Below are 13698 nucleotides of genomic sequence, written 5' to 3' on the forward strand. Positions count from 1 at the left end.
GATCATCTTCCAGATTCTTCGTGTTAAAACATTCTTATTAATATATCAAAACCCCCTCACAAAATTCTCACAAATTTCGACAATGACTATGAAAAGGAATCTATAATAGTAACTTTTTTCAAGATAAAGATAACCTTGCTTTCAATGGGAGTTTTTATATCTTCTGCTGAAAGTTAGATGACCTTATCAGGTGAAAGAAGGCTGTTTCCTCCCTCTTGAAGAAGATGGTCTAACAATTAAAAGCCATCCAAAAAAAATCATTGAATGGCAAAAAAAATAAGTGAAATCAATTAAAGAACTTAACCTATATGTTGTTTTCTTCTTTTTGTTCATTATCTATTACTAGATCATATTTTACCTCAGAAAAGTTATGAACAATCAACTCTCTATTCATTGTATTTCCTGTTTTCTTATCAACTACTCGGCGCCAAATCTCATTCTCGCGATAGTTTTTCCCATCTTTTTGAATGAATTTATGATTCTTTTCCTCAATGTGATAGGAGTATTTCCATTCCATATCACTATGAACAGCTCCCTTAAGTTGTTTCTCTGTTAACCATAACTTTATTTGAAACTTTTGATTCGTTGGATTATAAAACTTAAAATCAATATAATTGTAAAAAACACTTGCTCCACTACCAAACGGAAGAACTCTATGATCGTCAGGAAATGGATCAAAGCTATGATGATGTCTCTCCACCACTTTTAAAGGTGTGTGTAAAACCAACCAATACAATAAATTTGCTAATTGACACACACCTCCACCAATCCCAGTACTAACCTGTCCTTGAGATAATAACAAACCTTCTATGAATCCTTTTTTAGCAGTTGGATTGCCAATCAGCTTCCAAAATGAAAATGTCTCTCCAGGGTTGATCACTACCCCATCCATCTTATTGATACAGAGGTTTAAATTCACAATTTTGTTTTCTTGTAATCTTGTATCTGAGGAACCTAACCTTCTTCTCAATAAAGATTGATGTTTTTTCAAAGTAAAAGGTAAAGTTTGTTCTAATATCTGAGTTGTATAATTCTGAGAGTTCGACATATTTTTAAGATGTCTATTAAACCTTAACTGAAAGATACGCACCTTGTATAATGAGGGAAAATAAGAAAGTACCTTTCTCTTTAATAAAAAAAACATTGCATTGTCTCCGTTTCTATAATTTTCTTTTACATCAAAAAAAATACTTATAGTATATAGTCTTAAAAACAAACAAAGTATATCAGAAGCCCCTCACAAAATACTCACAAATTTTTACAATGACTATGTAAGGAATCTATAATAGTAACTTATTTCAAGACAAGATAAAAGGAAGTTATAATTTCTTATGTACATTAAAAAGCCATTCAAAAAAATCATTGAACGGCAAAAAATAAGTAAAATAAAGTTTTTTAATAAACATCCATTAAAGAAACTTAAGCAAGTCACTCAAAATCCATCTTATGTTTAGGTAAATCTATCGTTACTTTTGTTCCTTTATCTAAGGTTGATTCTACTTCTATGTTAGCTCCCTTAATGGATTCCAGTCTCTTTTTAATGTTTGTCATTCCTATACCTGAGTTCTTCAAATTTCCATTTTCAAACTGATGTAATACATCTTCAGATATACCTACTCCATCATCTTCTATAACTACACGAATAAACTCTCCATGATTATGAATGGATAAAGTAACCTGCCCTATCCCATCTTTTTGAAAAAGTCCGTGTCGAATGGCATTTTCTACAACCGGTTGGATACATAATGATGGAATATGTTCCTCTTCAAGTCCTTCATCAACATGATATATGAACTCAAATCGATCAAACCTAGCTTTTTCAATTTCCACATAAGCTTTAATTAAACTCATTTCTCTATCAAGTGGTACAACCATTGTTTTATGATCCGTATTAAATATAATACGTAGATACTGACTTAACATATTTAGTAAATGAGCTGCTTTTTTACCATCCGTATAACAAAAAGCAATAATGTTACTAATCGCATTGTATAAAAAGTGGGGTTTAATTTGGGCTTGTAAAAACGCCATCTTATTTTGAAAAGCATCTTCCATGGATGTTTTCATAGAAAGCAAGGTTTGGATTCTTGCTATGATCGTCTGTGAGTCAAAAGGTTTGGTAATATAGTCATTTGCTCCTGCTTTAAATCCTAGTTCAATATCTTCTGGTAAATCTTTTACGGTGGCGAATAATAAAGGTAATTCAAGTAACGAATGGGTCTCTCTAATTTTTTGACATAATTCAATACCAGACATTTCAGGCATCATCACATCCAGAATAGCTAAATCAATTTGTTCAAATAGCTCTAATTTCCTTAATGCTTCTTTTCCTGAAAAAGCCGTAATCACATTGTATTCATATTTGGACAGTATATTTAATAAAAGATGTATATTTGATGGTTCATCGTCTACGACTAGTATCGTCTGCTTATACTGTCTCACTATGTCCAGATCATGCTGTGATGTTATAATTTTAGTAGAATTTCCAGTGGATAGAGGTCCAAAATCTCTTCCTTCTACTTTATGCTCCAAATGTTCTGCTCTTGGTAACGTAAAACCAAGTCTAGTCCCTTTACCAACTTCAGACCAATCCACCCAAATCTCACCATTCATTTTTTCTATGAGTTGTCGACTAATATATAAACCTAATCCCATACTTTGGTATCCGTTTTGTGGTGACAAATGATTTAGTTGTTCGAAGTAACCAAAAATCTCTTCTTGTTTTTCTTCCGGCAATCCTATTCCTGTGTCCTCAACATAAAAATAAATCTTCTCATCACTTAATGTAGAAGAAATAGTAATATAACCGGCTTGTGTATGTTTTATCGCATTATGAATTAAGTTATATAGAACTTGTCTAATTCGATTTTCATCTGCGATAACTAAAGTCGATTCATCAATTTCATTGATCAATTGAATTTGTTTCCCTTGAATCTCAAAGGTTAATATGTCAAAAACAATTTGTGTAGATACTTTTAAATCTACCTTTGTGAGTTGAAGTCTAAATTCTCCATTTTTCAATCTAGTCACATCAATAAGATCATTTACTAAGTTAGATAATTTCATGGATGTATCATGAATCAATGAAAGATTTTCTTTTTGTTTTGTTGACATCCCTGCATCTTTTTCATCTAATAAAAATGACGAAATATTGATAATCCCGTGCAGTGGTGTTTTTAACTCATGTGAAGTTTTAACTAAAAATTCATCTTTCATTTCGTTAATAATAAAAAGTCTTTCTGATAAATTTTCAAGATTATTGAAAGCATTAGTATAGCGAAGTGCTAAGAAAATATTCATAAAGATCACAAATACAATTAAACTAATATTCATAAAAAAATATTGGTAAAAAATAAAACTGAGACCTTCAAGAAGAAGAGTAAACATAGCACCTAATAATAATAATAATTCGAAGTTTTCTAAATGATCATTTTTCCTTTTTAAAAATAACCAACATAGCCTATAAAAAACTAAAAAAACGATAAACATAGCATATACCTTAGCAACTATATCCAGATGTATATATATCGAATAAGGTAATACAATAATTGCTATTACATAAAACACGAATGGGATACACATGATCCGAATTATACGATTTGAAAATAGATGTGGTATGATTTCAAAAACAAACAAAATAAGTAGAGGAACACCAGAATAAACTGAGATATATACTAATTTATATATCATTTCAGTTGATATGAATGGAAATAAACTTATCAATGACATCTCATTAATACAAAAATATACAAAAAGAACAGAAAGAAAGAAAAGACCACTGTAAAGATAAGTTTTCTCCTTCATTCGAATAAAATAAATACTTAAATGAATTAAACTAATAACTAATAACATTACAATAATGGAAATATCTGTGGCAAACAAAACATATTCCAATCTTGAGATATCTTCTTGAGTTCCAAATTTTATTTCTTCGATAAAACTACGATCTAGATAATTATATTTTGAAACTTGAATCACAATCGTCATTTCATTCTTATCTGTTTGAAAATAAGTTGCATGGGGCGCACTGCCTAAAATATGTTTCTCTTTATTATCAGCTGGCAAACCACTCTGACTTTGTAATTGATCATCTACAAATAACTTAGAGGCAGTCATGACATGTTCCATCTTTAGTCCGTATCCGCCGCGAGGAAACTGATCACCTAATTTTATCGTTAGCCGATACGTAGCATGTCCTTCTCTCTTGAATTCTCTGGGAAATTTAGGAATTATTTCAAATTCTTTTAATGAAAATTTGTCTTTAGCAAAATCTTCAGGTTTAAGGAGTTTATCCTCATAATATTCCCATTCTCCATTCAGACTCACTAGTCCATCTTCAAAATTCCATGAAGATAAATCTAACACTCCATTATCTGCCACAGGGGCTGATGAATTTGATAGAGTAGCATAATTCATCATTACGAAGAAAAAGATGCATAACAAAGATATAACAGTTAATCCTACTACTTTGATTTGTTTTTCATAGTTTCTCAATTCGGCTCACCTTGTTCTTACCCATATACATTTTTTGTTATAAGTATATGGATACTATACTGGTTTAAAGATTTCATGCATCATTAATTAAATATAGCTGGTTTTCTTTTTGTTTTGTAGTTAGAATGATTGCAGAAATAAGTGTTTAGTTAAATCTATCGTTACTTTCGTTCCTTTATTTAAGGTTGATTTAATTTTAATATTTGATCCCTTAATGGATTCCAGTCTCTTTTTAATGTTTGTCATTCCTATACCTGAGTTCTTCAAATTTCCATTTTCAAACTGATGTAATACATCTTCAGATATACCTACTCCATCATCTTCTATAACTACACGAATAAACTCTCCATGATTATGAATGGATAAAGTAACCTTCCCTATCCCATCTTTTTGAAAAAGTCCATGTCGAATGGCATTTTCTACAAACGGTTGGATACATAATGATGGAATATGTTCCTCTTCAAGTCCTTCATCAACATGATATATGAACTCAAATCGATCAAACCTAGCTTTTTCAATTTCCACATAAGCTTTAATTAAACTCATTTCTCTATCAAGTGGTACAACCATTGTTTTATGATCCGTATTAAATATAATACGTAGATACTGACTTAACATATTTAGTAAGTGAGCTGCTTTTTTACCATCCGTATAACAAAAAGCAATAATGTTACTAATCGCATTGTATAAAAAGTGGGGTTTAATTTGGGCTTGTAAAAACGCCATCTCATTTTGAAAAGCATCTTCCATGGATGTTTTCATAGAAAGCAAGGTTTGGATTCTTGCTATGATCGTCTGTGAGTCAAAAGGTTTGGTAATATAGTCATTTGCTCCTGCTTTAAATCCAAGTTCAATATCTTCTGGTAAATCTTTTACGGTGGCGAATAATACAGGTAATTCAAGTAACGAATGGTTCTCTCTAATTTTTTGACATAATTCAATACCAGACATTTCAGGCATCATCACATCCAGAATAGCTAAATCAATTTGTTCAAATAGTTCTAATTTCCTTAATGCTTCTTTTCCTGAAAAAGCCGTAATCACATTGTATTCATATTTGGACAGTATATTTAATAAAAGATGTATATTTGATGGTTCATCGTCTACGACTAATATCGTCTGCTCATACTGTCTCACTATGTCCAAATCATGCTGTGATGTTATAATTTTAGTAGAATTCCCAGTGGATAGAGGTCCAAAATCTCTTCCTTCTACTTTATGTTCCAAATGTTCTGCTCTTGGTAACGTAAAACCAATTCTAGTCCCTTTACCAACTTCAGACCAATCCACCCAAATCTCACCATTCATTTTTTCTATGAGTTGTTGACTAATATATAAACCTAGTCCCATACTTTGATACCCATTTAGTGCTGACAACTGATCTATTTGTTCGAAGTAACCAAAGATCTCTTCTTGTTTTTCTTCCGGCACCCCTATTCCTGTGTCCTCAACATAAAAATAAATCTTCTCATCACTTAATTTAGAAGAAATAGTAATATAACCGGCTTGTGTGTGTTTTATCGCGTTATGAATTAAATTGTATAAAACTTGTCTAATTCGATTTTCATCTGCCATGACTAAAGTTGATTCATCGATTTCATTAATCAATTGAATTTGTTTCCCTTGAATCTCAAAGGTTAATACGTCAAAAACAATTTGTGTAGATACTTTTAAATCTACATTCGTTAGTTGTAACCTAAATTCTCCATTTTTCAATCTTGTAACATCAATAAGATCGTTCACAAGGTTAGATAATTTCATGGATGTATCATGAATCAATGAAAGATTTTCTTTTTGTTTAGTTGATATTTTTGTCTCTTTTTCATCCAGTAAAAACGACGAAATATTGATAATCCCGTGTAGTGGTGTTTTTAATTCATGTGAAGTTTTAGCTAGAAATTCATCTTTCACTTTGTCCACTTCTAGTAACTCTAAGGATAATTGTTCATTTTTCTTAAAAGCATTTGAAAAACGTAGGGACATTAGCAAAGAGAACATTAATAAGAGGACAAAAGGTTCTATAGGGAATAAAGATAGCCATACTGTTCCGGTAAGAAATGCGGTAATATACTTAAGTGCATACCCACTCATTGCAATCGCTCCAAAAATCATATAAATGCTGCCTTCCATTTTTTTTGAGGCTGCTGCAATCAATATATATGTAGCATACATATGTGCTGAAAGAGTATAGAGGATAATGAGCATATGCACCCAAAACGCTAAAGAAAAGGGGAAAAATATAGTATATAACAATAAGATAAAACCTACTGCAATACCTATTCTTACAAATCTCTTTGATATCATTTCTTCAAATGCAGTTGAAATATATAAAAACAAGGAGATACTAGCCGACATGACTACAAAAATCTGTATCCTTATCATGATATAGTATGGAGTATCAGGAAAGAGAAAATACCATACTTTTTCTCCATGAGCAGCTCCATACACCCCATAAGAAAAACAATATATGGAGAAAAACAACAAAAATAAATCTTCCCTCCTCTGAGAAAACAAGCCTATAAAATATAGACCCATAATGATGAAAACACTAGATAACACCCAATCATGCATCAATGTTTTATCCCTTAATTGAGAAATATGATGTTGTTCCCCGAAATAGATGGGGTTCACAATTCCTCCACCAGCAAAGAAATGATAATTTGCTACTTGTACGATAATTTCATTCATCCCTTTTTCCATCGTGAAATATGCAACATAAGGAGTGTATCCAGGTGAATATTTTTTTTCAGCGTTAGGATCACCACTGGAACCAATGATATCCCCATTGACGAAAATCCGATTTGACATGCGTATAGATGAGGTTTTTATACCAAAAATTTGATCTCCACCATCAATTTTAATTTTTAAACGATAGGTGGCTTTTCCAAACGGACTCATGGACTGATCGTCGTTGTTATATGTGGTCCAAATCGCAGGAACCTGAACATACATAGAAGAAAGATCAAGCTCCTGATTCCCCTTAAAATCATCAGCATCTAACATTTGCTCGGGGAAAAACTCCCACTCTCCATCTAGTGAAATGATCCCTCCATCTATCGAATCCCAAGTAGATAAATCCAATATTCCTTCCTCTGCTATTGGTATATCTTTTTGAGTAAACTGGCTCGAAACAAAATTGAATATTCCAAAAAGAATGATATATATTAAAATGGTAATCCCAAATATGATTACACTTTTTTTCATGTTCCGCTCCCTTCAGTTATTATCAGATATGTCCTCGGATACACTGGACTGTCAAGCGTTTGCTGCGATAATTTAAGTATCTTTTTAAAATTAACAAATGTGATTTACAATTAATATAGTATATCAAATATATCAACTTATTGTAGAAGGGAATGGATAACAACTAATCCATAATTAACCTTAATTGAAAACGTGAAAAGGGACTGTCATTAACTCTTAGGACAGTCCTTAATATCTTCCAATCACAATAATTTAATTAATCAATTCAAGTTTTGTTAAAAATCGATAGATGATGACTGCAAATATAAAATCTAACGAATCAGCCCTTTTAATTTTTTTTCTAAAACTTCAGGTTCAACTGATCCAAGCACTTTATCCACAATCATCCCATCCTTATCAATAAAATACGTAGTTGGAATGGCTTGTACAATATATACATCAGAAACCTCTGCATCTTCATCCATCAATACAGGAAATTGAAATCCATATGTTTGAGCAAATTTTTTGGCACTTTTTAATGAGTCCTCAGCTGTAATATTAATTGCAACAATTTCTATTTCTGGTTGATACTTGTCATATAATTTTACAAGCTCTGGTGCTTCTAATTTACAAGGACCACACCATGAAGCCCAAAAATTGATAATCATTGGTTTTCCTAAATTATTGTCGAATTTATAAACCTCATTATTTTGTAGTGTTTTCAAAGAAAATGTTGGGGCTTCTCCTCCAATTTCTGCAAACAATTTATTTCTTAATGCTACACTCCGAGCCTCCTCTTCTCCATTGAAAACAAATATACCTAGGGTGACCACGCTAAGTAAAAGCCCGATAATGATCCATTTTTTCCTCACTGTCCATCTCTCCTTTAGTTATACGTATATTTTTATATACCAGATCCCTATATAATGTATTTTTTCCATCATTTGTCCATTTTATTAATATTTTATATACGATATGATAGTTTATATAACACCAAGGAGATGACATCATGAGAAAAAAAATAACATCTTTACTTGTAGGACTTACTTTAAGCGCTTCCATGGCGAGTAACTCGTTTGCTGCCACATACTCAGTAAATTCTGGAGACGTATTGTGGAAAATCGCAGATCGTTATTCTCTCACAGTGGCTGAATTAAAATCATTAAATAATCTATCCTCAGATGACATTTTTCCTGGACAATCGTTGATAGTTTCAAAAGATAACAATCAATATACAGTAAAAGCTAATGACACGTTGTGGATCATATCACAAAGATTTGGAATTAATACACAAGTTTTAATGGATGCTAATCCTCACGTTTCAAACCCCAACAATTTAAGAATTGGACAAGTAATCTATCTTCCAAATTCAAGTGCTCGCAGTAGTTACATAGTTCAAGCAAATGATACAATGTGGATTATCTCACAAAGATTAGGGATTAACACACAGGTTTTAATAGATGCCAACCCTCAAATTTCAAACCCTAACAATTTAATCATCGGTCAAACAATCTATATTCCAAGTTCAAGCTCAAATTCAAACAATCAAACAAGATCTCAAAATCAACTAAACATATTTGAAGATGGTATGTTTCCTCTAAAAACAGGGACATATAAAACTTATGTAAATAGTTATGGAGATGGTAGAAACTATAATCCTAGTGGAACTGGTACTCGCAGCCATGAAGGGATAGATATTATGGCGAATAAGGGGACACCTATCTACAGTGTACTAAATGGAAAAGTAGTTAGATATGGTTGGAGCCAATATGGTGGCTGGAGACTGGCCATTCAAGTAGATGATTCGACTATATTTTATTATGCTCACATGTCCAGTTATGCAAGTGGTGTGGGAATAGGTGCTGAAGTGAAAAAAGGGCAAATCATTGGTTATGTAGGAAGTACAGGTTACGGTCCTGAAGGGACCTCAGGAAAATTTGAAAATCATCTTCATTTTGGTATATATAAACTACCCAATTGGAGTTCAATCGACCCTTATCCATATCTTAATAATTGGGATTAATCATTCAGAAACCCTCGTTGAGTTCAGGCGAGGGTTTTAGAATATTCAAATAAGTTCAAGGTCATTTTGAATCAATTGATCTAACGTTTCTCTTTTTACAACTTCAACTGATTTTCCATCTTTCACAAAAACCATAGCAGGTCTAGTTATACGATTATAATTGTTTGCCATCGCATATCCATAAGCTCCCGTACAAGGTACAGCTAAAATTTCTCCATTTTTCACTTTTGGTAGTTTAATATCATGGATTAACATATCTCCACTTTCACAACATTTTCCTGCAATCGATACAACTTCAACTGGATCATCATCAACTCTGTTAGCAATGAATGCATTATACTTTCCTTGATACAAAGCTGGTCTAAGATTATCCGTCATTCCACCATCAACTGCTACGTACTTTTTGATCCCTGGTATCTCTTTTTCTGATCCAATGGTATAAAGTGTAGTTCCTGCTTCACCTACGATACTTCTTCCTGGTTCAATCCAAATCTCAGGAAGATCATCCAAATGACGATCATTACATTCTCGTTTCACAGCTTCTACAATACTATCAATATATTCCTCTGCTCTTAAAGGATTATCATCATCTGTATAACGAATTCCGAATCCTCCGCCTAAATTAATAACTTGGGTATCCACACCAAATTGATGTTTTATTCTATCCATTAAATCAAAAAATCTTTTCAGTGCATAAAGGTACCCCTCTTTTTCAAAAATCTGTGACCCTAAATGACAGTGGAATCCTAAGAAACGAAGGTTTTCTCTCTCATCTAACAGCTTAATTGCATCAAGAGCTTGACCGCTGATCATATCAAACCCAAACTTTGAATCCTGTTGACCTGTTTGAATATATTGATGTGTGTGTGCCTTTACCCCTGGCGAAATTCGAAATAAAATGGAAACAATTTGGTTGTGTTTTTTAGCTAAACTATTCAATAAATCTAATTCATAAAAATTATCAACGACATAACAACCAATTTTTGCTTGAAGAGCCATTTTAATTTCTTCTGGTGTTTTATTATTTCCATGAAAATGAATACGGGAAGCTGGAAAACCTGATTTCAACGCAGTGTATAATTCTCCAGCTGAGACAACATCTATACTTAATCCCTCTTCTTTTATAACTTGGCAAATAGCTATGTTACTTAAAGCTTTACTTGCATATGCAATATTAAACTTTACTTTATGTTTTTTGAAAGCATTGATGTATGAACGAATATTGTCTCTAATCAATTTTTCATCATATACATACAAAGGTGTGCCATACTGGGTTGTCAGGTTGATTGCGTTACAACCTCCAATCTCCAACTGTCCCTGTTCGTTACTTTTGCTCGTTCCACCTAAAACCATTTCTTCTCTCCCCCTATTATTCATATTTTATTGAACTCATTTGTATTTTTATACTTACTTTTGATATATAATATACTTAATAAGCTTGATTATTGAAATGTAAGTTATAAATAAAAATTTGTATTTTAGTACATGGACAATAATATAAGAATTTTGAAATCTTACTGTTAATTGTGAAAAAATACTTATGTTTTAACTTTTAAATTCTTTTAATAAGGTGGAATAAAATATGTTGCAAGTTCATGTAAACTCATTTGTGGTCACTAGATATTTTGCGAAAATCACATGTGAACCAGAGTGGAAATGGATAAAAAGAGATGTGCCTCTTCCCCACTATGACCTTTTTTATGTCTGGGATGGTCAGGGAAAAGTCATTGTGAATGATCAAGTTTTTCAAGTTTCTAAAGGCTCATGTTTTTTATTTCGACCAGGAGACTTTACAAGTGCAACACATGATCCACAAAACCCATTAACCATCTCTTATATTCACTTTTCATTGAAGAAACAACCTGAACAAATACCAGTTCGATATCGAGTAATTAAAAACAAAATGGATTTTCAAACGATCTTAACCTCTTATGTGCGACTGATGTTAAATGAGCAGGATTATGCAATTGAAGAAGCACAGCTCATTTTAAAACAGTTAATGATCCATCTATTACGATCTGATCAAGATTCAGGAGATGACGTTCAACAAAAACAACATCATTTAAAAGAGTCTATTTTTGAAGTTGCCAATTACATTCATGAACATCCTAGCGAGTGGTTTTCGTTAGAGGAATTAGCTAGTAGAGCTCAAATCTCCCCAAGATATTTTTCCTTAAAATTTAAGGAGTTAATTGGAAAATCAGTTCGGGAATATATGATAGAATCAAGAATTGAACGAGCGGAGTATTTACTTTATTACACAGGTATGAATGTAACAGAAGTAGCAGGTGCGCTTGGCTATGAGGATATTTATTTTTTCAGTAAACAATTTAAGAAATATAGAGGATATAATCCTTCTACACTAAAATAGATGGATATATAGAGATTATATGTAAAAGCAGGTCAAATTGATTTGAATTGAAAGGAGAAAAATCCTTACTCTAATTTGGACTTTCCATCATATGAAGTGTTTTTCTAATTCTAAATCCTCCTTACCTCTAATAACTATTAAGTAAGAATTTTAATACAAGCTTTTTTAAGAGGAGGTAAAAGGAATCATGGAAAATTTAATTAGTGAAATTTCAAGTTTTGTTTGGGGACCACCACTTCTTGTATTACTTGTTGGAACTGGAATATATTTGACCATTCGTCTAGGGCTTTTGCAGCTAAGATTATTGCCATACTCTCTAAAACTTGCTTTTACTAGAAATCAAGATAAAAAATCTGAAGGGGATATCTCTCACTTTCAGGCACTTATGACTGCTCTTGCTGCAACGGTTGGGACAGGGAATATTGTCGGAGTAGCAACAGCAGTGATGTTAGGTGGACCAGGTGCTGTGTTTTGGATGTGGATGACGGCATTATTTGGAATGGCAACAAAATATGCAGAAGCGATTTTAGCCGTAAAATATCGTGTAAAGAATGCAGATGGAGAAATGTCAGGTGGACCTATGTACTACCTTGAAAAAGGTTTGAAACAAAAGTGGCTTGCCATCCTTTTTGCACTATTTGGTGCAGTTGCTGCATTTGGCATTGGGAATATGGTTCAATCTAATTCTGTTGCAGGTGCACTAGAGTCTACTTTTTCTATTTCACCATTGCTCACAGGACCTGTATTAGCCTTGTTAACTGCTTTAGTCATTATTGGAGGAATCAAAATCATAGGAAAAGTTACAGCCTTCTTCGTTCCAATTATGGCACTTTTTTATGTGGGTGCTGGTTTAATCATCATTATTTTAAATGCTGAATTAGTTCCAAATGCAATTGCTCTTATTTTCACAGATGCCTTTACGGGGCAAGCAGTTGCAGGGGGTGCACTTGGTGCTGTCATTCGCTGGGGGGTTGCTCGAGGTGTATTTTCCAATGAAGCTGGTTTAGGTTCTGCTCCAATTGCTGCAGCCGCAGCCAAAACGGACTATCCAGGTCGCCAAGCTCTTGTTTCAATGACACAAGTATTTATCGATACAATTATCATTTGTTCAATAACAGGAATTGCCCTTGTTATGGGGGACTTATACAAAGGGGATTTAGAAGGATCCGAGTTAACCACAAGCACATTTGAATTGTTCTTAGGTTCATCAGGATCTATTATTGTTACCATCGGTCTAGTATTCTTTGCCTTTTCTACGATTATAGGATGGTCTTATTACGGAGAGAAGTGTTTTACGTACTTAATTAATCATCCTGCTATGAAGTATTTATATCGTGCGTTGTTTGCTCTAGTAGTTTGGATTGGTGCTGTGTCGACTTTAGAAACCGTTTGGGGCATTGCAGATATAATGAATGGATTGATGGCGATACCAAACTTAATTGGACTGCTCGGATTATCTGGGGTAGTCGTTTATGAAACGAAAAAATTCTTGGAAGTATTAAAAGAAGAAAAAGAGAAAAAATTAAGTGGTCAAACGTAATTATAATCTATTATTCTTATAGTATTGTCAGCTTAGGATGTATTGAGGGAGATTTCCACCACAAATAAGGTCGATCGTATACTTACG

At 32.8% G+C, this 13698-nt stretch carries 8 protein-coding genes; 3 read left to right on the plus strand and 5 right to left on the minus strand.

Annotation, left to right across the window (positions count from 1 at the left end):
* Nucleotides 1–304: 304 nt before the first annotated feature.
* From EPK97_RS10515 to EPK97_RS10530, 4 genes are all read right to left on the minus strand, one after another.
* A complete protein-coding gene (locus EPK97_RS10515; protein ID WP_162036572.1) occupies nucleotides 305–1048 on the minus strand; it encodes a VanW family protein in 744 nt (247 codons plus the stop codon).
* 380 nt (nucleotides 1049–1428) lie between these two features.
* A complete protein-coding gene (locus EPK97_RS10520; protein ID WP_162036573.1) occupies nucleotides 1429–4494 on the minus strand; it encodes an ATP-binding protein in 3066 nt (1021 codons plus the stop codon).
* Between the two features lie 120 nt (nucleotides 4495–4614).
* Nucleotides 4615–7698 carry an ATP-binding protein gene (locus tag EPK97_RS10525; RefSeq protein ID WP_162036574.1) on the minus strand — a complete coding sequence of 1028 codons (3084 nt, stop codon included), beginning with the start codon at nucleotides 7696–7698 and terminating at the stop codon, nucleotides 4615–4617.
* Between the two features lie 311 nt (nucleotides 7699–8009).
* Nucleotides 8010–8549 (minus strand): redoxin domain-containing protein, encoded by a 540-nt coding sequence (locus EPK97_RS10530; RefSeq protein WP_162036575.1) that lies wholly within the window; start codon nucleotides 8547–8549, stop codon nucleotides 8010–8012.
* Nucleotides 8550–8686: 137 nt separating this feature from the next.
* Between EPK97_RS10530 and EPK97_RS10535 the strand changes: the two genes are divergently transcribed.
* The gene (locus tag EPK97_RS10535; protein WP_162036576.1) at nucleotides 8687–9700 is read left to right on the plus strand and encodes a LysM peptidoglycan-binding domain-containing protein; all 1014 of its coding nucleotides are present in this window, start codon (nucleotides 8687–8689) and stop codon (nucleotides 9698–9700) included.
* Between the two features lie 45 nt (nucleotides 9701–9745).
* On the opposite strand, the gene lysA is transcribed toward EPK97_RS10535, so the two are convergent.
* Nucleotides 9746–11053: a diaminopimelate decarboxylase gene (lysA, locus tag EPK97_RS10540; protein WP_162036577.1), complete on the minus strand. Its 1308-nt coding sequence runs from the start codon at nucleotides 11051–11053 to the stop codon at nucleotides 9746–9748.
* A gap of 229 nt (nucleotides 11054–11282) precedes the next feature.
* Here lysA and EPK97_RS10545 point away from each other — a divergent pair, with 229 nt between their 5' ends.
* Together EPK97_RS10545 and EPK97_RS10550 are read left to right on the plus strand one after the other, a co-directional pair.
* Nucleotides 11283–12071, plus strand: a complete 789-nt coding sequence (locus EPK97_RS10545) for a helix-turn-helix domain-containing protein (RefSeq protein WP_162036578.1) — start codon at nucleotides 11283–11285, stop codon at nucleotides 12069–12071.
* 187 nt (nucleotides 12072–12258) lie between these two features.
* Nucleotides 12259–13611 carry an alanine/glycine:cation symporter family protein gene (locus tag EPK97_RS10550; RefSeq protein WP_162036579.1) on the plus strand — a complete coding sequence of 451 codons (1353 nt, stop codon included), beginning with the start codon at nucleotides 12259–12261 and terminating at the stop codon, nucleotides 13609–13611.
* Nucleotides 13612–13698: the final 87 nt, after the last annotated feature.

The sequence above is a fragment of the Chengkuizengella sediminis genome (assembly GCF_010078385.1).
GTDB classification, from domain to species: domain Bacteria; phylum Bacillota; class Bacilli; order Paenibacillales; family KCTC-33759; genus Chengkuizengella; species Chengkuizengella sediminis.